Source organism: Streptomyces sp. NPDC048057, from assembly GCF_040653095.1.
In the GTDB taxonomy this organism is placed as follows: domain Bacteria; phylum Actinomycetota; class Actinomycetes; order Streptomycetales; family Streptomycetaceae; genus Streptomyces.
The window spans coordinates 266,268-287,095 of record NZ_JBEZNF010000002.1 but is presented as its reverse complement, the minus strand read 5'-3'; the positions used below and the strand labels follow the sequence as shown (position 1 = coordinate 287,095).

The 20,828-nt window shown below is 71.9% G+C and carries 19 protein-coding genes; 3 read left to right on the top strand and 16 right to left on the bottom strand.

The features are described from left to right. Positions 1-66: 66 nt before the first annotated feature. From AB0E05_RS03390 to AB0E05_RS03380, 3 genes are all read right to left on the bottom strand, one after another. On the bottom strand, positions 67-312 hold the full coding sequence (locus AB0E05_RS03390) for a WhiB family transcriptional regulator (protein ID WP_361957984.1): 246 nt from the start codon (positions 310-312) through the stop codon (positions 67-69). 90 nt (positions 313-402) lie between these two features. Then, positions 403-1,173, bottom strand: a complete 771-nt coding sequence (locus tag AB0E05_RS03385) for a VOC family protein (RefSeq protein WP_361957981.1) — start codon at positions 1,171-1,173, stop codon at positions 403-405. 150 nt (positions 1,174-1,323) lie between these two features. Then, positions 1,324-2,304 carry a multicopper oxidase domain-containing protein gene (locus AB0E05_RS03380; protein ID WP_361957978.1) on the bottom strand — a complete coding sequence of 327 codons (981 nt, stop codon included), beginning with the start codon at positions 2,302-2,304 and terminating at the stop codon, positions 1,324-1,326. 211 nt (positions 2,305-2,515) lie between these two features. Here AB0E05_RS03380 and AB0E05_RS03375 point away from each other — a divergent pair, with 211 nt between their 5' ends. Both AB0E05_RS03375 and AB0E05_RS03370 read left to right on the top strand, forming a co-directional pair. Next, positions 2,516-5,011, top strand: a complete 2,496-nt coding sequence (locus AB0E05_RS03375; RefSeq protein WP_361957975.1) for a ThuA domain-containing protein — start codon at positions 2,516-2,518, stop codon at positions 5,009-5,011. A gap of 50 nt (positions 5,012-5,061) precedes the next feature. Continuing rightward, positions 5,062-7,344 (top strand): family 16 glycoside hydrolase, encoded by a 2,283-nt coding sequence (locus AB0E05_RS03370; protein ID WP_361957972.1) that lies wholly within the window; start codon positions 5,062-5,064, stop codon positions 7,342-7,344. Positions 7,345-7,420: 76 nt separating this feature from the next. Here the strand turns inward: AB0E05_RS03370 and ligD are convergent, their stop codons facing one another. Continuing rightward, positions 7,421-8,443 (bottom strand): non-homologous end-joining DNA ligase, encoded by a 1,023-nt coding sequence (gene ligD / locus AB0E05_RS03365; RefSeq protein ID WP_361957969.1) that lies wholly within the window; start codon positions 8,441-8,443, stop codon positions 7,421-7,423. Between the two features lie 52 nt (positions 8,444-8,495). On the opposite strand from ligD, the gene AB0E05_RS03360 reads away from it, so the two are divergent. Beyond that, complete coding sequence (locus AB0E05_RS03360) at positions 8,496-9,572, top strand: ATP-dependent DNA ligase (protein ID WP_361957966.1); 1,077 nt, start codon at positions 8,496-8,498, stop codon at positions 9,570-9,572. Here the strand turns inward: AB0E05_RS03360 and AB0E05_RS03355 are convergent. From AB0E05_RS03355 to AB0E05_RS03300, 12 genes are all read right to left on the bottom strand, one after another. Continuing rightward, a complete protein-coding gene (locus tag AB0E05_RS03355) occupies positions 9,549-10,667 on the bottom strand; it encodes a lytic transglycosylase domain-containing protein (protein WP_361958161.1) in 1,119 nt (372 codons plus the stop codon). The genes AB0E05_RS03360 and AB0E05_RS03355 overlap by 24 nt on opposite strands. Before the next feature lie 50 nt (positions 10,668-10,717). Continuing rightward, positions 10,718-11,410, bottom strand: a complete 693-nt coding sequence (locus AB0E05_RS03350) for a hypothetical protein (protein WP_361957963.1) — start codon at positions 11,408-11,410, stop codon at positions 10,718-10,720. Positions 11,411-11,478: 68 nt separating this feature from the next. Further along, entirely contained in the window at positions 11,479-12,048 is a 570-nt protein-coding gene (locus AB0E05_RS03345) for a hypothetical protein (protein ID WP_361957960.1), read from the bottom strand. A gap of 10 nt (positions 12,049-12,058) precedes the next feature. Further along, on the bottom strand, positions 12,059-12,640 hold the full coding sequence (locus AB0E05_RS03340; protein ID WP_361957957.1) for a hypothetical protein: 582 nt from the start codon (positions 12,638-12,640) through the stop codon (positions 12,059-12,061). Positions 12,641-12,686: 46 nt separating this feature from the next. Further along, positions 12,687-13,256 (bottom strand): hypothetical protein, encoded by a 570-nt coding sequence (locus AB0E05_RS03335; protein WP_361957954.1) that lies wholly within the window; start codon positions 13,254-13,256, stop codon positions 12,687-12,689. After that, entirely contained in the window at positions 13,253-14,464 is a 1,212-nt protein-coding gene (locus tag AB0E05_RS03330; RefSeq protein WP_361957951.1) for an MlaD family protein, read from the bottom strand. The genes AB0E05_RS03335 and AB0E05_RS03330 overlap by 4 nt, the downstream gene beginning before the upstream one ends. Further along, a complete protein-coding gene (locus AB0E05_RS03325) occupies positions 14,464-15,600 on the bottom strand; it encodes an MCE family protein (protein WP_361957948.1) in 1,137 nt (378 codons plus the stop codon). Before AB0E05_RS03325 ends, AB0E05_RS03330 begins: the two co-directional genes overlap by 1 nt. Further along, positions 15,597-16,703 (bottom strand): MCE family protein, encoded by a 1,107-nt coding sequence (locus AB0E05_RS03320; RefSeq protein ID WP_361957945.1) that lies wholly within the window; start codon positions 16,701-16,703, stop codon positions 15,597-15,599. Before AB0E05_RS03320 ends, AB0E05_RS03325 begins: the two co-directional genes overlap by 4 nt. After that, entirely contained in the window at positions 16,700-17,737 is a 1,038-nt protein-coding gene (locus AB0E05_RS03315) for an MCE family protein (protein WP_361957942.1), read from the bottom strand. Before AB0E05_RS03315 ends, AB0E05_RS03320 begins: the two co-directional genes overlap by 4 nt. Further along, a complete protein-coding gene (locus tag AB0E05_RS03310; RefSeq protein WP_361957939.1) occupies positions 17,734-18,765 on the bottom strand; it encodes an MCE family protein in 1,032 nt (343 codons plus the stop codon). The genes AB0E05_RS03315 and AB0E05_RS03310 overlap by 4 nt, the downstream gene beginning before the upstream one ends. Beyond that, positions 18,762-20,018 (bottom strand): MCE family protein, encoded by a 1,257-nt coding sequence (locus AB0E05_RS03305; protein WP_361957936.1) that lies wholly within the window; start codon positions 20,016-20,018, stop codon positions 18,762-18,764. Before AB0E05_RS03305 ends, AB0E05_RS03310 begins: the two co-directional genes overlap by 4 nt. Continuing rightward, on the bottom strand, positions 20,015-20,827 hold the full coding sequence (locus tag AB0E05_RS03300) for an ABC transporter permease (protein WP_361957933.1): 813 nt from the start codon (positions 20,825-20,827) through the stop codon (positions 20,015-20,017). Before AB0E05_RS03300 ends, AB0E05_RS03305 begins: the two co-directional genes overlap by 4 nt. Position 20,828: the final 1 nt, after the last annotated feature.

Below are 20,828 nucleotides of genomic sequence, written 5' to 3'. Positions count from 1 at the left end.
ACCCCCCGTGCGGGGCCGACGAGTCGTCGCGGCGGTCCCGTTCGCCGCGGACCCGTACCGAGCGGGTCAGGCGCGGTTGGACTTCAGGCGGTGGCGTTCCTTCTCCGACAGGCCGCCCCACACCCCGAACTTCTCGTCGTGCTCCAGCGCGTACTCCAGGCACGCCACCCTGCCCTCGCACGCCCGGCACAGCTGCTTGGCCTCGCGGGTGGAGGAGCCGGGGGCGGGGAAGAAGAAGTCGGGGCCCGTCTGGGCGCAGAGTGCCGTCTCCTGCCAGGAGAGCTCATCGGCGGCGGTGGTGTTGATCAGCATGGGAAAACCATGGCGGATCGCGATAAACACCTGATCAATGACGCATCAACACCCGCCCCGGCCTTGGCAGTCGACCCAGGAAATCGCAGGTCAGCCCTGTTCCGCCGGGGTCAGCAGGGCGAACGTCGCGCCCGCCGGGTCGGATACGACCGCGATGCGGCCCACTCCTTCGAGGTCGACCGGGGCCGTGGTGACCGCGCCACCGAGGTCGCGCGCCTTCGCCACCGTAGCGTCGCAGTTGGCGACGTCGAAGTACAGGAGCCAGTGCGCGTTTCCGGAGCTCGGGGCGATGCCGCCGAACATGTCGTCGGGGGTGCCGCCCGCGGGGTGGATCATCGTGTAGTCACCGCCGCCGGGCATCGGCATGGACGTGGTGCCCCAGCCGAAGACCTTGGTGTAGAACGCGGTGCCGGCGGCCGGGTCGGGGGTGTTCAGCTCCGCCCAGCACAGGGTGTCGCCCTCGCTCGTGGCCTCCAGGCCCTGGTGCTTGCCGGGCTGCCAGATCGCGAACGTCGCGCCCGCGGGGTCCGCGAGGACCGCCATCCGACCGAGGTCGAAGACGTCCATCGGGTCGGCCAGCACGGTGCCGCCGCCGGCGCGGACCGCGTCCGTCGTGGCGTTGGCGTCCGGTGTCTGGAAGTAGACGTTCCACGCCGTGGGGCCCTGGCCCTGCTGGAGCGGGCCGACGCCGGCGACCATCTTGCCGTCGTGGTGGAACATTCCGTAGCCGCCGGCTTCGGGGCCGGCCGACCGGTGCGTCCAGCCGAAGACGCCGCCGTAGAAGGTGGCCGCCGCATCGACGTCGGGGGTGCCGAGGTCGATCCAGTTCGGGGAGCCAGGGACGAAACGGGTGCTCAGCATGGCGCGCGCTCCTTGGAAGCCGGGTCCCTTTCGAGTCTGCTACCGAATCCTGGGGCGCGCATCCGGGTGCCACCGCGGCACGGCGTGGCGGGCGGACCCCAGGGCCCGCCCGCTCGCCGCGGCGCTCCGGAAACACGTGGCGCGGCAGAACTAGTGGTGCGGCTTCTCGTAGCCGGGGATCGTGCCATCCGGTTTCGCCACCAGGAACAGGCCGACCATGCCCATGTCCGAGTGGCTCTGTACGTGGCAGTGGTACATCCAGGCGCCCGCGCCGACCCCCTCCCCCGCGATGACCTGGAAGCCGAAGGAGTCCGCCGGCCCGGTGATCTTGTTGTCGATGATCCGGCTGACGTCGTTCGGGCCGCTCAGCAGGCCGGTCCGGTTGTCGGCCCAGCGGTGACCGTGCAGGTGGAAGGTGTGGTAGAACTCGCCGTGCGTGATCATGATGATCTCCACCCGGTCCCCCACGGTCGCCTGGAAGTCGGGACCGGAGTGGGCGGGCTTGTTGTTGATCAGCATGTCGTTGAAGACGATGGTGAACTGCTTCTCCGGCAGGAGGTCGCCCTTCCGCCGGACCACCACGGGTCCGTACAGTCCCTTGCTCAGACCGCCGGTGCCGTGGTCCGTGCCGACGACGTGGTCGTGGTAGTGCCAGTAGCCCGCGCTGCCCTCGCGCCAGGTGCCGTCGGCGCGGCGGCCGGGGGCGTGGGTGCGCCAGGTGTACGTGCGGGTGGCGCCCGGTTCGACGTGGCTGCGGCTCATCTTGGTGCCGTCGTTGTTGATGTCGTAGTCGACGCCGTGGACGTGCAGGCTGACGGGGACGTCCATCAGGTTCTCGAACTCGACGTGGAGGGTGTCGCCCTCGTTGAGTTCGATCAGCGGACCGGGGACGGTCGCCTTGCCCTTCTCCAGGCCGTACCCCATCTGTCCGCCGGGCAGCTTCTCGGCGAAGAGCTTCATGTGGCGCACCTTGCCCCCGGCGGGGGCGGTCTTCGGCGGCGTGACCGCGAGCGGCGCCTGCTGGGGCGCCCCGGCGGCGGTGGGGGCGGCGGCCAGGGAGAGGCCCGTGCCTGCGGTGGCCGCGACGGCGCTGCCGGCCAGCAGTCGTCGGTTGAAGCTCCGTCTGTCCATGCCGAACTCTCCCACTCTGTTACGGAGGTTGACGGGGCACGAGTCACCCCTGGAGACGGCCATACGGTAGCCGGCGGGCGATGGTTTATCCACACTCAGGACAAAGTTTGTACTACCACGGTCATACCTATTGGCGAACCGCGAAAAGAGGTCTACTTTCCCTGACTGTTGTCGGCTGTTGTCGGGACCACACGGAGGGGTGGGTGACCACATGCAGCGCGCACCACGTCAGAGGTCAAGATCTCGAAGAAGCGCCCGCGCAAGGGCGTTGGCGGCGACGGTGGGGGTCGGCGCGCTCGCCGTCTCCCTGCTGAGCGGGGGAAACTCCGTCGCCGCCGCACCTCCCCCGGAGTCGAGGGGGACAACGTTGTCCCTCCCCTCGCCGCCGGGTGGGAAGAACGTCAAGGTCCTCGTGTTCCACAGCTCGGCGACCGCCGAGTCCCCGCTCGTCAACGCCGGCATCCAGGCCGTCGAGACCATCGGTCTCACCGGTCCGACCGCCGGCCGGTTCGCCACCGAAGCCACCGACGACGCCTCGGTCTTCACCAACGCCACGCGGCTCGGCAAGTACAACGCCGTGGTCTTCCTGACCGGCGGCGGGGACGTGCTCGACCCGGCGCAGGAGGCCGGCCTTGAGGCGTACATGGAGGCGGGCGGCGGCTTCCTCGGCGTCCACGACGCCGCGCGCACCGAGCCGTACTCCGACTGGTTCACGGGGCTGATCGGGGCCCGTCCCACGGGCGCGCCCAGCTCCGCGCAGCGGGCCGTGGTCGAGGTGGGCGACCGCCAGCACCCGGCCACCAAGTCGCTGCCGCTCGAATGGAAGCGGCCCGACAAGTGGTTCAACTGGGCGGTGAACCCGTCCGGGAGCGTGCACACGGTCGCCCGGCTCAAGGAGAGCTCCATCACACCGGCCGCCAAGCCCAACGGCTGGGACCACCCGGTCTCGTGGTGTCGCGACTACGACGGCGGGCGCTCCTTCTACACCGGGATGGGCGGTACGGTCGACAGCTTCTCCGAGACCGACTTCCGCGACCACCTGCGCGGCGCCCTCGCCTGGACGAACCGCACCTCGCGGGCGGACTGCAAGGCGACCATCGACGCCAACTACGCCGCCGAGCGCGTCACCCAGCCCAACCAGCCGGGGCAGAACGACCAGATCGGCGAGCCGCACGGCCTGGTCACGGCCCCGGACGGCAAGGTCTTCTACATCGGCCGCGGCGGCGCCGACAGCAGCAAGCCGGTGGTCACGGACTGGAACGACCCGGACATCGGCAAGGGCAACGGCGAGATCCACGTCTACGACCCGGCGACGAAGAAGGTGACCCTCGCGGGGGCGCTGACGGTCTTCGGCAACAAGGGCGGCGGCGACGAACTCATCAAGAACGAGGAGGGCTTGCTCGGCATCGAGTTGGACCCCGCGTTCACCACGAACGGCTGGGTGTACCTGCACTACACCCCGCACTCGCAGATCAACCGCGAGACGCGGACGGCCGACCGCCGGGTCTCCCGCTTCACCTACGACTTCGCCACGGGGAAGCTGAAACTCGCCAGCGAGAAGGTGCTGTTGAAGTGGCCGGTGCAGATCCACAGCTGCTGCCACTCGGGCGGCGGGCTGGCCTGGGACTCCCAGGGCAACCTCTACATCGCCACCGGTGACAACAACTCCTCCCGCTTCAGCGACGGCTACTCGGGCAACAACCCGCAGCCGAACTACAAGGGCGTCTCGTTCGCCGACGCGCGCCGCACCTCGGGCAACACCAACAACCTCAACGGCAAGATCCTGCGGATCAAGCCGCAGAAGAACGGCACCTACACCATCCCCGAGGGCAATCTGTTCACGGGCGACGAGATGGACGAGGGCGGCGGGAAGACCCGCGGCGAGATCTACGTGATGGGGGTGCGCAACCCGTCCCGGATCTTCGTCGACAGGAAGACCGACGTCCTCTACGCGGGCTGGGTCGGCCCGGACGCCGGTTCGCCGTCCACCACCTGGGGCCCGGCCAAGTACGACACCTTCGCCGCCATCACCAAGGCCGGCAACCACGGCTGGCCGTTCTGCATGGGCAACAACCAGCCGTACCGGGACCGCGGGCCGGCGGACCCGAGCAAGCCGCTGGGCTGGTACGACTGCAAGGCGCCCAAGAACGAGTCCCCGAACAACGACGGACTGGTCAACGTGCCGCCCGTCACGCCCAACACGATCTGGTACTCGCCGCAAGGCGGCGGCCCTGACTTCCCGCGGGACGCGAACGGGGTGCCCAGCTACAAGCTGGAGGAGCAGAAGCTCCTGATGCCGTGGCTCAAGGGCGGCGCGCAGGCCACGATGACGGGCCCGGTCTACCGGCACGACGCCACGAGCACGTCGAACGTGAAGTGGCCGGCGTACTGGGACGGCAAGTGGTTCGTCGGTGACTTCTACGACGGCGACCAGCCGCGGCACGCGGTGCTCACCGACCCGAAGACCGTCGGCAAGGGCGGCATCCCGGTGCACGCCGAGTCCCTGAAGAAGATCGTCCCGGTGGGGGCGAACGGCATCCGCAACCTCATGGACTGGAAGTTCGCGCCCGACGGCTCGCTCTACGTCCTGGACTACGGCCGCGGGTTCTTCACCTCCGACGCGCGTTCGGCGCTGTGGCGCATCACGTACAAGGGCGGGGAGCCCACTCCCTCCGCCGACCAACTGGCACGGAAGGCGGCGCGGTGAGACTCCTCCGAGGCAGACGCAGCAGCAGTGGCGGGGACAGCAGGAGGGCGATGAGCCTGTGGACGGCCCTCGTCGCCTCGTTCGCGATGGTCGTCGGACTGATGTCGGCGGTCGCGTACGGGCAGGGCGGCGCGCCGCAGAGCGCACCGGCCGGGGCGGCGACGGCGAAGAAGGACCCGAAGGCGTCGACGGCGGCGAAGACGGCGACGGGCACCCCGGCCGCGCAGCCCGCCAGCGCCGCGGCGCAGACCCTGACCTGGACCGCGGGCGATCCGATCGACCGCTATCTGTCCTTCCCCACCACCGCGGTGGCGGGCCGCACCACGATCGTCTTCGACAACAGCCGTGCGGCGGGCAACACCACCGGGATGCCGCACACCCTGACGTTCGACGTCTCGGACCCGGAGTACAACAACGACGTACCGCTGAACGTCCTGGCCAATCCCAATGACGACAAGGGCGGCAAGCACACCACCGAGGTGACGCTGACGCCCGGCCGTTACCGCTTCTTCTGCACCATCCCCGGCCACGGCCAGATGCAGGGCATCCTGACCGTGTCCGACCCGGGCGGCGAGGACACCACGGCGCCGACCACCGACGCCAAGGTGGCGGGCGACCGCAACTCCGACGGCGCGTACGTGGGTCTCGCCACCGTGACGGTGTCGGCGACCGACGAGGGCTCGGGGGTGGAGCGGATCGAGTACGCGGTCGGCGCCGACGGCCCCTGGCAGGCGTACACCGCACCGGTGGTGGTGAACCAGGTCGGCACCCACAAGGTCCGCTACCGCGCCACTGACAAGTCCGGCAACACGGCGGCCGAGAAGGCCGTGGACTTCCGGGTCGTCGCGCCGCCCACGGACGACAAGACGCCGCCGGAGACCTCCGCGACGGTGACCGGCGAGCGCGACGCCGAGGGCCGCTACCTGGACATGGCCACCGTGACCGTGTCCGCGTCGGACACCGGCTCGGGCGTCAACACCGTGGAGTACGCGATCGGTGCGGACGGCGCCTGGCAGCCGTACACCGCGCCGGTGATGGTGCACCAGGTCGGCACGCACACCGTGCGCTACCGCGCCACCGACAAGGCGGGCAACGCCGCCGCGGCGAAGTCGGTCGAGTTCACCGTCGTCACCCCGCCGAAGCCGGACACCACGCCGCCGGTGACGGGGGCCGAGGTGGCGGGGCAGCGCAACTCCGACGGCGCGTACATCAACAACGCCAAGGTGACGATCAGCGCCACCGACGGCGACGGCTCCGGCGTCGACAAGGTCGAGTACTCCCTCGACGGCGGCCCCTACCTCGCGTACACGGCCCCGGTGGTCGTCGACCGGGTCGGCCACCACTCCGTGCAGTACCGGGCGACGGACAAGGCCGGCAACACCTCGACGGCGCTCAGGGCGACCTTCACGATCGCCCAGGGCGGCGGCGTCCCGGCGCCGAACTGCCCGGAGTGGGACGAGCGGCTGACCGTGATCGTCGGCACGGTCGACACCGGCGTGCCGAACCGGATGACCCGGTCCCGGTGCACGGTCAACGAGCTGATCGAGGACGAGAAGTCCTGGTCGTCGCACGCGCTGTTCCTCAAGCACGTGGACCAGGTGCTGGACAAGCTGCTGGAGGACGGCGTCATCGACGCCCGGGAGCACAAGAAGGTGTACGCCGCCGCCAAGCAGTCCGGCATCGGCAAGCCCGGCCAGAACACCGGCTACCGGGACATCTTCGACGGCACCCAGGCGTCCTTCGACCGCTGGCAGCACGTGGGCGGCGGCTCGTTCGCCCGCAACGACGACGGGTCGATGACCAGCGGCACCACCAAGGGCGGCCTCGGGATGCTGTGGTTCCCGCAGCAGCAGTACGGGGACTTCTCGCTGAAGCTCCAGTGGCGGGACGACGCACCGGGCACGTCCAACGCCAACAGCGGCGTCTTCGTCCGCTTCCCCTTCGTCCACGAGAACCCGGAGGAGCCGCGGCCGGAGTGGGTCGCCATCAAGTACGGCCACGAGGTCCAGGTGCTGGACCGGCCGGACGGCGACATGTACAAGACCGGTTCGATCTACGGCTTCGACCGCGTCGGCCTCGCCGGTGCCGGGGTGACGCCCAAGGGCACCTGGAACGACTACGAGGTCCGGGTGGTCGGCCAGACGTACTCGATCTACCGCAACGGCGTGCTGATCAACCAGTTCGAGAACGCGGCGGGCCAGTCCTTCACCCCACCGCGCGCCGGTGACGTCGGCACGGACGGCCGTCGCTACGCGCTCGGGTACATCGGCCTCCAGGTGCACGGCACCACGGACGTGGTCTCGTACCGCAACATCCGCATCCAGGAGCTGTGACGCACCAGAAGGTAGGTGTACGGGCCCCTTCCCCTTCCCCGGGAAGGGGCCCTCGCCTTCGCGCGTCCGGTCCGCGTCAGCCGTCGGACGGCTCCTTCCTGGCCCGGCTGGGCTGGACCCGCTTGGGCTCCCCCGGCATCTTCGGGTACTCCGGCGGATACGGCAGATCCCCGAGCCCGTGGTCCGCCTCGTCCTTGCGGGCCGCCTCCAGCAGCGCCTCCAGGCTGAAGCGCGTGTCGTCCATGTCGGCGTGGACGTCGCCCACCTGCGCGTACCGCTCCGGCATCGTCTGGATGTCGAAGTCCTCCGGGCGGGCGTCGTCGACCTCCTCCCAGCGCAGCGGCGCGGAGACCGGTGCGTGGGGCCGCGGGCGGACGGAGTAGGCGGAGGCGATGGTGCGGTCGCGCGCGGTCTGGTTGTAGTCGACGAAGATGCGCTCGCCGCGCTCCTCCTTCCACCACTTGATCGTCACATGGTCCGGCAGCCGTCGTTCAAGGAGCCGACCGCAGGCGATGGCGGCCCTCCTGACCTGCACGAACGTCCAGTCCGGGGTGATGGGGACGAAGACGTGCAGGCCGCGTCCGCCGGACGTCTTGGGCCAGCCGCGCAGCCCCACGCCGTCGAGCACGTCGCGCAGTTCGTGGGCGGCGCGCACCGCGTCGAGGTAGTCCGTGCCGGGCTGGGGGTCGAGGTCGATGCGCAGTTCGTCGGGGTGGTCGGTGTCCGCCCGGCGCACGGGCCAGGGGTGGAAGGTGACCGCGCCGAGGTTGGCCGCCCAGACGACGGCCGCGGGTTCGGTGGGGCACATCTCGTCCGCGGACCGTCCGCTGGGGAAGGTGATGTGGGCGGTGGGGATCCAGTCGGGGAGGTACTTGGGGGCGCGCTTTTGGAAGAAGGACTCGCCGTTCACCCCATCGGGGTAGCGCTCCAGGGTGGTGGGGCGGTCGCGCAGGGCGCGGGTGATGCCGTCGCCCACCGCCAGGTAGTAGCGGACCATGTCCAGCTTGGTGTATCCGCGCTCGGGGAAGTAGATCTTGTCGGGGTTGGAGACGCGGACCGTCCGCTCCCCCACCTGTAGTTCCATCGCTCGGCCGGCCATGTGCGCCAGGGTAGAGTGCGCCGACATGCCTCGCATACCGGACAATCCAGCTATGGACCTCCCGGTGATGCCGCCCGTGAAGCCGATGCTCGCCAAGTCGGTGAAGGAGATTCCGCCCGGCATGCAGTACGAGGCCAAGTGGGACGGCTTCCGGGCGATCGTGCACCGCGACGGGGACGAGGTGGTGATCGGTTCGCGCACCGGGAAGCCGCTGACCCGCTACTTCCCCGAGTTGGTGACCGCGCTCGCCGCGAACCTGCCGCCGCGCTGCGTCGTGGACGGCGAGATCGTGATCGTGCACGACGGCCACCTGGACTTCGACCGGCTCACCGAGCGCATCCACCCGGCCGACTCCCGGGTGCGGATGCTGGCCGAGCGGACCCCCGCCAGCTTCGTCGCCTTCGACCTGCTCGCCCTCGGGGACGCCGCCCACCTCGACACCCCCCTGACCGAGCGCCGGGCCCTGCTGGAGGAGGCGCTGGCCGGCGCCCGCCCGCCGGTCCACCTGGCGCCCGCGACCCTGGACCTGGAGCTGGCCCGCAGCTGGTTCGACCGGTACGAGGGCGCCGGGCTGGACGGCGTCGTCGCCAAGCCGCTGCACCTGCGCTACCGCCCCGACACCCGACTGATGTACAAGATCAAGCACGAGCGGACGGCGGACGTCGTGGTCGCCGGCTACCGCTTCCACAAGAGCGGCCCCGTCGTCGGCTCGCTGCTGCTCGGCCTCTACGACGACGAGGGCGTCCTCCAGCACGTCGGCGTGTGCGCCGCCTTCTCGATGAAGCGGCGCGCCGAGTTGGTGGAGGAGTTGGAGCCGCTGCGGATGGACCCGGCGGACGACCACCCGTGGGCCGCCTGGGCGGACGAGAGCGCCCACGAGTCGTCCCGGCTGCCGGGCGCGGTCAGCCGGTGGACCGGGAAGAAGGACCTGTCGTGGCTGGCGCTGCGCCCGGAGCGGGTGGCGGAGGTGGCGTACGACCACATGGAGGGCACCCGCTTCCGGCACACCGCGCAGTTCCGGCGCTGGCGCCCCGACCGGACCCCCGCCGGCTGTACGTACGCACAGCTGGAGGAGCCGGTGGGCTACGACCTCGCCGAGGTGCTGTCAGAGGGTGCCGGCGGCGGGTGAGGAGGGCGACTCCGACGGGCCGGGACTCGGGCTGGCACCGGGGCCGGAGTCGGAGGGCGAGGGCCCGGGCTCCGACGGCGAGGGCGCCGGACTGCTGGGCGAGGGGCCCGGCTGGGACGGGGACGGGCCGGGGCTCGACGGCGAGGGCCCGGGGCTCGTGACGGGCCCGGACGGGGACGGCCTCGGTGACTCGCCGGGGCGCGGCGGGATCGACGGCGGACGCGGCTTCGAGGTGGGGCGCGGTCCGACGACGATGCCCCCGCCGCCCTCCTTCGGCGGCTGGCCCACCGGACGCGCGGGCGCCGCGCCGCCCGCGCCGGGCGTGACCGGCAGGACGCCCGTGCCGTCGGGTACGGGGTGCACGCCGGACCGGTAGAACACCAGCCACGCCAGCACGGTGCGCACATAGGCGCGCGAGCGGTTGTACGACAGGATCGCCCGGTCCAGGTCGGCGGCGACCGTCAGGTCCCGCTCCCCCGCGCACAGGTAGCGCCCGGCGGCGAGGGCCGCGTCGTGCACGTTGTGGGGGTCCCGGCGGCCGTCGCCGTTGGCGTCCTGTCCCCAGCGGCCCCAGGTCGAGGGGATGAACTGCATCGGTCCCACGGCCCGGTCGTAGCGGGTGTCGCCGTCGTACGCCCCGCCGTCGGTGTCCGGGACGTGCGCGAAGCGCACCCCGTCGAGGACCGGGCCGAGGATCGGCGCGAGAGTGGTGCCCCGGGAGTCCAACCGGCCGCCGCGGGCCTGTCCGGACTCCACCTTGCCGATGGCGGCGAGCAGTTGCCACGGCAGCCCGCAGCCGGGGTCGCTGCGCCGGACCGCGGCCTCGGCGCTGCGGTAGGCGGCGAGCACGGTCGCGGGGATCCCGGCCTGCGTCCGGACCAGGGCCGTCTGCACCGCGGCGCTGACGGCCGGGCCCGCGCCGGGTCGTACGGCGTCGGTGACGGGGCTGGCCAGGGGCGGGAGTTCGGTGTGATAGACGTCGTCGTCCAGGGGTGCGGGCCCGGTCGCGTACGGATCGGCCGACTGACGCTCCCCCGCAGCTACGGGCCGGGGGCCGCCGTCCAGCGGCGCCTGGGACGCGGTGAGGGCGGCCATCGCGGCGACCGCCGCGGCGGTGGCGAGGGCTCCCCTGCGGGTGCGCTTCCTCACGATCCGGCCCCCAGGGTGTCGATGCCGGTGACGGTCCAGGTGTCGTCGGTGCGGCGGGCCTCGACGGCGAGCATGGCGGCTCCGTAGCTCGTCTCGCCCTTCGTCGCGGTACGGGTGTTGCTCTGGTCGGCGAAGACCAGGACGCGGGAGCGGTCCCCGTCGATGCGTTCCACACCGCTCCGGGTCACCGTCGTGGTGAGCACCAGCTTCTGCTGCGGCCCTTCCTTGCGGACGGCCGCAAGCAGGTCGGCGTGCTGGCGGACCGCGGCGCCCGACAGATGGGCCTCCGCCGCCCGGTCGAGTGCGCCGGGTTCGGCGAAGTTGTACGAGAACAGGGCCTCCACGGCCCGGGTGACCTGGCCCTTCAGTTCGCTGGTGCGGGCGACGTCGGCGAGGGCGGCGTTACGGGTGGCGGGGTCGTCCCGCAGGGTGGAGCCGCGATGGGCGGCGTAGCCCGCGAAGCCGGCGAGCAGCACGGCGAGCACGCACAGCAGCACGGGCAGCCGGGCCCGCGCGACGGATCCGGCCGCATGGCCGTCGGGCGGCGGAGCGGTCTCGCGGTCCCCCCGGTCGGGGCCCTCGCCCGTCGGCGGGCGGTCGGTGACGGGGGCGGGGGCGGCGGGGCCGCGGGACGTCGCCGCCGCGGCCAACCTCCGCTGCCGGTTGAGCAGATGACGGGTGGTCGACATGTGCGGGTCCTCTCCCAGCGTGGTGCGGCGGCGGCTCTTCGATGGGGCGCCCCGGGGCGACCCCGCTGTCAGGAGGCGCCGACGGGCGCCTGACCGAGGGCGCTGAGCTTCCAGCCCTTCGGGGTGCGGGTGAGTTCGGCCAGCATCCGGCTGTCCTTCGGCGTCGGTTTCCCCTTCGCCGCGGTCACCGTGATGCGCAGGGCGACCATGACGCTCGCCCTGCCGGCGCGGTCGTCGAGTTCGGTCACGGCCCCGGAGAGCACCTTCGCGGTGGTGACGGTCTTCGCCTCCCGGATCTGCCGCTCGAACTCGCTGCGTCCGTCGGTGAGCTGTTTCAGCAGGTCACCGGTGGTGGAGTCCTGCCAGGTGTCGAGGCCGCGCGCCATGTCCCGGTGGTCGAGGGTGTTGAGGTTGAGCACCGCCTGCCGGCCCGCGGCGAGCGCCCGGTCGCGCTCCTTGGCGTACGCGGCGGAGTCGTCGTGGGCCGCTGCGTACCAGGACCGGCCGGTGACGGCGGCGAGCACCGCGGCGGTGAGGGCGAGCACGAGCGCCACGGCCACCAGCGGTCTGCCCACGACGCCGTCGACCGCGCGCCGCACCGTCCCCTTGTCCCTCTGCTGCTTCTGCTCCTGAGCCATCGGGCCTCCCCTAGCGGGACGTGATGTCGACGATCTGCCAGCGGTCCGCGCGCCGTTCGGCCGCCACGGTGAGCTGCGCCGCGGCGGTGGTCGGCGGCTTCCCGCGGCGCTCGGCCACCTGGTCGAGGAAGAGCAGCACCCGGGCGCTGGTGTCGGTCAGCCGGGACACCGCCACCCGTACGACGTGGGTGGTGAGCGTCAGCTGCTGCTCCGCGGCCCGCTTCTCGACCTGACCGAACAGCTCGGCGTACTGGCGGGCCGCCCTGCCGGCGAGCAGTCCGCGCGCGGCCTCGCGGGTGGCGGCCGTGCTGTCGGGCGCGTAGGAGAAGATCCGGGTCACCGCGCTGCTGACGTCGCCAGCCACCTGGGCGGTGGCCGCGGTGTCGACCAGGGCCCGGTTGTCCGTCGCCGGTGTGTCTCCCAACTGGTGGGCGCGGACGAGGAGTCCGGCCGCGGCGATCGCCAGCGCGAGGGCCACGACCAGCAGGGCGGGGAGGAGCCGGGGCCGGCGCACGGGAGCGCGGGGCGGGTCGTTCTCGGGCGACGTCCGGGGGGCCGGTATCAGCGGCCGGACGTCCTCACTGGTGCTCATCGTCGCCCCTGAGGATGGGTGAGTCGTGGTGGCGTCGGACGTGGCGTCATGCCCCACCGACCGGGACGGCGGTGAGGGACTCGACCTTCCAGCCGGCGTCGGTGCGGACGAGTGCGGCCTGGAGCCGCTGGCGTTCGGTGGTGGTGGTCTTCTTCGCGGAGGCCGCGGCGGGCCCGTTCGCGACGGTCACGGTCGCGATGAGTTCGGCCGTTCCGGCGCGGGTGTCCAGGGCGGTCAGGGCCGCGTCGGTGACGATCGCCCGGGCCGTGGAGGGCTCCGTCTTCCCGCCGTTCCCCTTCGTCCCGCGCTCCGTGGCCGGGGACTTCGTCACCTGCTCGCGCAGGAGGCCGGTGGACGCGTCGAGCCACGCGCGCTGGGTGGCGCCCGGGTCGTGGGCGTCGAAGCCGGTGAGCCGGGCCAGGTGCCGGGTGCCGTCGGCGAGCACCCGGTCCCGGGTCTCGGCGTACGTGCGGGAGTCGTCGCCGCGCGTCGTGGCGTACGACCAGCCGGCGTATCCGCACAGCAGCACGGCGAGGGCGACGGCGGCCCAGGCCCCGAAGGTGCGGGAGGGCCGGCGGCGTTCTGGCGCGGGGGTGTGGTCCGTCGTACGGCTCATCGTCCGACCTCCAGTCCGAGCAGGGCGCCGAGCCCGGGCGGCGCGCCGACGGCACCGCGCCGGGGAGCGCCCCCGGGGACGGCGGGGGCGGGCAGGGGTCCGCCGCGGGGGGCGTTCGCGCTGCCGCGCACGTTCACCCCGCTGCTGGCGGGCGAGGCGCAGCGGGCGCGGGTGTTGACCTCGTCCGTGGGGGCCGTGTCGGTGCCGACGCGGTAGCGGGTGCCTCCGTAACCGGCGGTGCAGGGCAGCGGGTTGAAGAACGTCACGGACATCCCGAGCCGTACGCCCTGCGCGGTGATCGCGGTCGAGCCGGCCGCGGCCACGGCCGGCATCTTCACCAGCAGTTCCGCGATGCCGCGCTGTCGGGTGACGGCGACCTCCGAGGTGGTCAGCAGGTTGGCGACGACGACGCCGAGGGAGGGGTCGAGGTCCTTGAGCAGCCCGGTGAGCTGGCCGGCCGCTTCGGGGGCGGCGGCGACGAGCCGGCGCAGGTCGGCGTCGGAGCCCTTGAGCTGGGCGGCGAGTTCCTTCGTGCCCGAGGCGAAGGACCGCAGCGCGGCGCCCTGTTCCACCTGGGTGCGCAGCACCCGTTCCCCGTCGTCGATCAGCCGGATGGTGACGGGCAGCGCCCGGTCGGCGGCGCGGACGAAGTCGTCGCCGCTGTCCAGCAGCACCTGGAGGTCGTCGCCGCGGCCCTGGAGCGCGGTGCCGAACTCGTCGACGACGGTGCGCAGCGACGTGAGGTCGACCGAGGAGGCGAGGGCGTCGACGCTGGTGAGCACCTGGGTGACGGGGGCGGGGACCCGGGTGTCCCGTTGGGCGATCACCGATCCTTCGGCGAGGTGGGGGCCACGGTCGGTGCGCGGTCGCAGGTCGATGTACTGCTCGCCGACGGCGGAGAGGCTGGCGACGACGGCTTCGAGGTCGGCGGGGATCTCGGGGGCTGACTTCTTGATCCGCAGTTCGGCCTCGACGCCGTCGTCCGTGAGGTCGATGGGGCCGACCCGTCCCACCGACACGCCCCGGTAGGTGACGTTGGAGTGGGTGAACAGACCTCCGGTGCGCGGGAGTTCGACGCGCACGGTGTAGTGGTCGCGGATGCCGGCGTAGCGGCCGAGGTCGGCGTAGCGGATGCCGACGAAGGCGAGCACGACGACCGCGATGACGAGGAAGGCGAGGTTCTTCAGATGGGTGCCGAGCGTGAGCATCAGCCCTTCCCTCCCTGCGGCATGCCGGGGCGGACGGCGGGCAGCGGCAGAGGGAGGGGTGCACCGCCGCCCGCCGCCCCGGTGACGGCCCGTCCCTGCGGGGGGACCAGTTCGGGGATGATCTGCGTCCCCGGAACGGCCGTCACGTCCAGGTACACGTTGAGGTAGTCGCCCTTGACGCCGCGCAGCACCTCGTCCGTGAAGGGGTAGGTCAGCAGGACCTGGAGGGAGTCGGGCAGGGCCCGGCCGGAGTCGGCGAGCGCCTTGAGCGTGGGGGCGAGCGCCTTGAGGTCGGCGATGGTGTCGTCCTTGCCCTTCTCGATGGTGTCGACGGCGACCGCGGAGAGGGTGTCCAGGGAGCGCAGCATGGTCAGCAGTGCGCCGCGCTGCTGTTCCAGGACCTTCAGGCCGGGGCTCAGGTCGGTGAGGAGGCGGCCGACGTCCCGCTTGCGGGTGGCGAGGGTGGTGGAGAGTCGGTTGAGGCCGTCGAGTGCGGCGGTGATGTTCTGCTTGTTGCCGTCGAGGCTGGTCACGAGGGTGTCCATGCGGGTGAGGAGGGACGCGATCTGGGGTTCGCGGCCTCCCAGGGCCTTGTTCAGTTCGGTGGCGATGTTCTTGATCTGGGCGATGCCGCCGCCGTTGAGGAGGAGGGAGAGGGCGCCCAGCACCTCTTCGACCTCGGGGTTGCGGTTGGTGCGGTCGACGGGGATGGTGGCGCCGTCCACGAGTGCGGCTGCCGTCGCCGGTGCGTCCTTGCGGGCGGGCGGCGGGGCGAGTTGTACGTACTTCTCGCCGAGGAGACTGGACTGCTCGATGTGGGCGACGGCGTCCGCGGGGAGCTTGACGCCGCCGTTGACGCGCATGGTGACCCGGGCCGACCAGGCGCCGGGCTTGAGGCTGATGTCGGTGACGCGGCCGACGGCGACGTCGTTGACCTTCACCGCGGACTGCGGGACGAGGCTGAGCACGTCGTCGAACTCGGCGGTGATCCGGTACGGGTTGCTGCCGAGGTCGGCTCCGCCGGGCAGCGGCAGGTCCTCGATGCCGGCGAGCTGCGGCAGGCCGGACGAGCAGCCGGTGAGCGTCAGTGCGACGGCCAGGGCGGTGGCGGCGAGGGCCGGGCGGGCGGTTCTCATGGCGCCCCCTTCGATCCGGGGGCGCTGCCGTACACGGTGCCGACGGGCGGCAGCGGCAGCCGGGGCAGGGCGCCGCGCCGCTCGTCCGGTACGGGTGCGAGGCCGGCGAGGGAGCCGGCGCGGTCGGGGTGGGCCGGGTCGGGTCCGTAGGTGAGTTCGTTGAGGTTGGCCCGGCCGTTGAGGGTGCGGTGCACCGGGTCGTACGCGTTGAGGACGTTGCCCACCGCGAGCGGTGCGACGTCGAGCGCTTCCGCGAGGGAGGCCCGTTGGTCGACGAGGGCCCGGGTGAGCGGGACGAGGGCGTCGACGTTCTCCTTCAGCTTGCCCCGGTTGTCCGCGATGAAGGTCTTCACCAGCTTCAGGGCCTTGCCCAGCTCCTTGAGGGCGGCGGACAGGTTCTCCTTGTCGTCGGCGAGGAAGCCGGTGACGGTGGCGAGCTGCTGCTCGGCCTTGGCCACCTCGCCGTCGTTCTTGCGGAGCATGGCAGTGAAGGACTGGAGGTGCGCGAGGGTGGCGAAGAGGTCGCCGCTGCTCTTGTCCAGGGTCCTGGTGGCCTTGCCGAACTGTTCGATGGAGTCGCCGATCGCCTTGCCGTTGCCCTTGAGGTTGGCGGCGCCGGTGTCCAGCAGGCCGGCGAGGGCGCCGTCGGCGTTGGCGCCGTCGGGGCCGAGTGCGTCGGCGAGTTCGGTGACGGACTCGTAGAGCTGGTCGACCTCCAGGGGCATGGCGTTCTTCTCGGCGGGCAGCACCGCCCCGTCCTCCAGCCGCTCGCCGCCGGTGTACGCCGGGTCGAGTTGGACGTAGCGGTCGGCTACGACGCTGGGGGCGACGACGACGGCGTGGGCGCCCTTCGGCACGGGCACGTCGGCGTCGACGAGCAGGGTGACCTCGACCCGGTCGCCGACGGGTTCCACCGCGTCGACCGTGCCCACCTTCACACCGAGGACGCGCAGGTCGGAGCCTTCGTACACCCCGGTGGTCCGGGTGAAGTAGGCGGTGATCCTGGTGGTTTCGCCGTCTCTGAGGGCGAGGGCGCCGGGGACGGCGACGGCGGCGAGGACCGCGAGGCCCGTGGCGATCCCGACGGCTCGTCCGCGGTTCACGAGGCACCGGCCTTGAGTCTGGGTTTGGGCGGCATGCAGTCGCCTTCGGGCGAGGTGCCGGGCGGCAGGTAGTCGCGGGGGAAGAGGCCGCAGACGTACGAGTCGAGCCAGCGGCCGTTGCCGAGGGTGTTGCCCACGATGCGGTAGTACGGCCCGGCGAGCGCGAGCGTGCGGTCGAGGTCGGCGCGGTTCTTCACCAGCACCGCGGTGACCTTGGACAGGGCGGTCAGGGTGGGCTCCAGTTGCTCCTCGTTGTCCTTGACGACTCCGCTGAGCTGCTCGCCCAGCTTGGTGGTGCCGGTGAGCAGGCGGTGGATGGCGTCGCGCCGGGACTTGATCTCGCCGAGCAGCAGGTTGCCGTCGGTCAGCAGGGTCTCGAAGCTGCTGTTCTTGCCCGCCAGGGTCTTGGTGAGCTGCTTGCTGTTCTTCAGCAGCGCGGCGAGTTGGGCGTCGCGTTCGGAGACCGCTTTGGAGAGCGCGGAGAGTCCGGTGGCGGCGCTCTTCACATGCGGCGGGGACGTGGCGAAGGTGGCGGAGATGGTCTCGAAGCTCTTGGCGAGCTGGGCGGTGTCGATCTCCTGGACGGTCTCGCCGAGCCCGTTGAACGCCTGGGTGACGTCGAAGGGCGAGGTGGTGCGGCTGCTGGGGATGCGGCTGCCCGGGTCCTGCCCTCGGCTGCCGAGCGGGTCGACGGCGAGGTACTTCTCCCCGAGGAGGGTCTTGATGGCGATGGCGGCGGTGCTGGCGTCGCCGATCCAGGCGTCCTCGACCCGGAAGGAGACGGCGACCTTGGCGCCGTCCAGTTCGACGCCGGTGACCTTGCCGACCTTCACGCCGGCGATGCGGACCTCGTCGCCCTCGTCGAGGCCGGCGGCCTCGGTGAAGTCGGCCGTGTAGGTGGTGCCGGGGGTGAGGGAGTCGGCCCGGTAGGCGACGACGCCGAGCAGGGCGATCAGCAGCAGCCCGACGGCGCCGACGGCGACGGGGTTGCGCTCCCGGACCGGTGTGAACAGGGGGGTCGTCCGGCGCTTCATGACCGGCACCTCCTCGTCGGGGTGGAGATGCCGGTCGGCGGCGGTGCGCCGGTGGAGGTGGTGACTCCGGTGACCTTCGCCTCGCACAGGTAGAGGTTGAACCAGGAGCCGTAGGAGGCGGTGCGGGTCAGGGTCCGCATCTTCTCCGGCGTCTTCTTCAGGAAGTTCTCGATCGCGGGGGCGCCGCGGTCGAGTTCGTGCGACAGCCGGCCCAGTTGGTGGATGTCCTCCTTCAGCGGCGCCCGGCCGTCCTTGAGGAGCCCGGCGGTGACGGTGGTGAGGTCGCCGAGGGCCGTGACGGCGTCGCCGAGGGGCTTGCGGTCCCCCGCGAAACCGCTGACCAGCTGCTGGAGGGTGTCGACGAGGTCGTCGAACCCCTCCTCCCGGTCGTTCACGGTCGTCAGGACGGTGTTGAGGTTGGCGATCACCTCGCCGATGACCCGGTCCTTGCCGGCGACGGTGGTGGTCAGGGAGCCGACGTGGCGGATCAGGCTGTCCACGGTGCCGCCGTCGTCCTGGAGGACCTTGACCACGGAGGCGGCGAGTTCGTTGACCTCCTTGGGGGACAGCCCTTCGAAGAGCGGTTGGAAGCCGTTGAAGAGCTGGGTGAGGTCGAGGGCCGGACTGGTGCGCTCCACGGGGATGGTGGCGCCCGCCGCGAAGCTCCCGCCGACGCGTCCGGCGCCCTGGTCGAGGTCGACGTACCGCTGGCCGACCATGTTGCGGTACTTGATGGCGGCGGTCACCGAAGCGGGCAGGGCGCGTCCCTTCTGGACGGTGAAGGAGACCTCGGCCAGGCGCCGGTCGGCGACCTCCACGGACTCCACCCGGCCGACCTCCACGCCGGCGATCCGGACGCTGTCGCCGGCGATCAGCCCGGTGGCGTCGGTGAAGCGCGCCTTGTAGGCGGTGGTGTCGCCGACGCCGGGGCCGGCGATGCTGACCGCGAGGACCGCGGTCGCCAGCGCGGTGACGGCGACGAAGACGAGTGACTTGGCCAGGGGTGCGACGGTGCTGCGGCGGCTCACTTCAGCGTCACCTCCACTCCCCGGAAGACGGGACCGGTCAGGACGGTGCTCCAGTCGGGCAGGTCCTCGGGGGTCTTCTCCAGCGCGGGGGCGACGAGTTCGTTGACGAGTCGGTTCTCCTGCGGGGAGTTGGGCAGTCCGAGCGGGGGTGCCTGGGTCGCGGCGGGCGCGGGGCGGGCGGTGTACGGCACGGCGTAGCAGTGCGGGCCGCCCGCCGCGTCGTACCTCGGGGTGTCCTTGCCCGGTCGGTAGGCGCCCCGGGACGGGACGGTGGTGACCTGCACCTGGAGTCCGGGCCGGTCGGTGCCCTTGCCGAGGGCCTTGTCCATGGCGGGGACGAAGCCGGCGAGGGTGCGCAGGGTGCAGGGGAACGACGGCGAGCGGCGGGCCAGCAGCTCCAGGGTGGGTCGGCCGGTAGCGGCCAGCCGGATCAGGTTGTGCCGGTTGGCGCGGAGGAAGTCGGTGAGTTCGCGGGCGGCCCCGGTGGTCGCGCCGTACAGCTCGGCGAGCTGCTCCTGCTGGTCGACGAGGGTGCCGCTGGTGGTGGTGAGGTCGACGACGGCGTCGAGGACGTCGGGGGCGACGTCCGCGTACAGCTGGCTGACCTCGACGAGCCGGGTGATGTCCCGGTTGAGCTGCGGCAGGTGCGGGTTGAGCGCCTTCAGGTGTGCTTCGAGGGTGACGAGGGTGCGGCCGAGTCGGTCACCGCGGCCCTGGAGTGCCTGGGAGGCGGCGGTCAGGGTGGCGGACAGCTTCGCCGGCTGCACGGCGGTGAGCAGTGGCAGCACGTCGTCCAGCACCTCCTCCAGCTCGATGGCGTTGCTGGAACGGTCCTGCGGGATGGTGTCGCCGGCGGCGAGGGTCCGTCCGGTGCTGGCCGCGGCGCCGGGGGGCGGCGGGACGAGGGCGACGAACCGTTCGCCGAAGAGGGTCGTCGGCAGCATCTGGGCGGTCACGTCGGCCGGGACGTGGTGGAGCCGATCGCGGTCGATGGCGAGGGTGAGCCGGGCCCCCTTGCCGTCGGCCCGTACGTCGCGGACCTCGCCGACGACCACCCCGCGCAGCTTGACCTCCGCGTTGGTGTGCATCTCGTTGCCGGCGGACGAGGTCAGCAGGGTGACCGTGGCGTCGTCGGAGAAGTCCTTCTGGTACACGGACACCGACAGCCACACCAGCAGCACGGGCACCAGCAGGAAGACCAGGCCCGCGAGGCGGGTGCGCAGCGTCGTCAGTGCGGTGGGGCGCCCGGTCATCCCGCCACCTTCACCGTCGTGGTCGCTCCCCAGATCGCCAGGGAGAGGAAGAAGTCGGTGATGCTGATCAGCACGATCGCGTTGCGCACCGAGCGGCCGACGGCGACGCCGACGCCGGCCGGGCCGCCGCTGGCACGGAAGCCGTGGTAGCAGTGGGCGAGGATCACCAGCACGCTGAAGACGAGCACCTTGAGGATGGAGAGCAGGACGTCGGCCGGGGAGAGGAACAGTTCGAAGTAGTGGTCGTAGGTGCCGGCCGACTGGCCGTTGAAGACGACCGTGGTCCAGCGCGACGCGAGGTAGGAGCTGAGCAGTCCGATCGCGTACAGCGGGACGATGGCGACGACGCCGGCGATGATCCGGGTGGTGACCAGGTACGGCAGTGGGCGCACCCCCATCGCTTCGAGCGCGTCGACCTCCTCGTTGATGCGCATGGCGCCGAGTTGGGCGGTGAAGCCGGCGCCGACGGTGGCGGAGAGCGCGAGCCCGGCGACCAGCGGGGCGATCTCCCGGGTGTTGAAGTAGGCGGAGACGAAGCCGGTGAAGGCGGAGGTGCCGATCTGGTTCAGGGCCGCGTACCCCTGGAGGCCGACGACGGTGCCGGTGAACAGGGTCATCGCGATCATCACGCCGACGGTGCCGCCGATGACGCCGAGGCCGCCGCTGCCGAAGGCGACCTCGGCGAGCAGGCGCTGCACCTCGCGCAGATAGCGGCGCAGGGTCCGCGGGATCCAGATCAGGGCGCGCAGGTAGAAGGCGAGTTGGTCGCCGGAGCGGTCCAGCCAGCGCAGCGGGGCGACGGGGGCCATC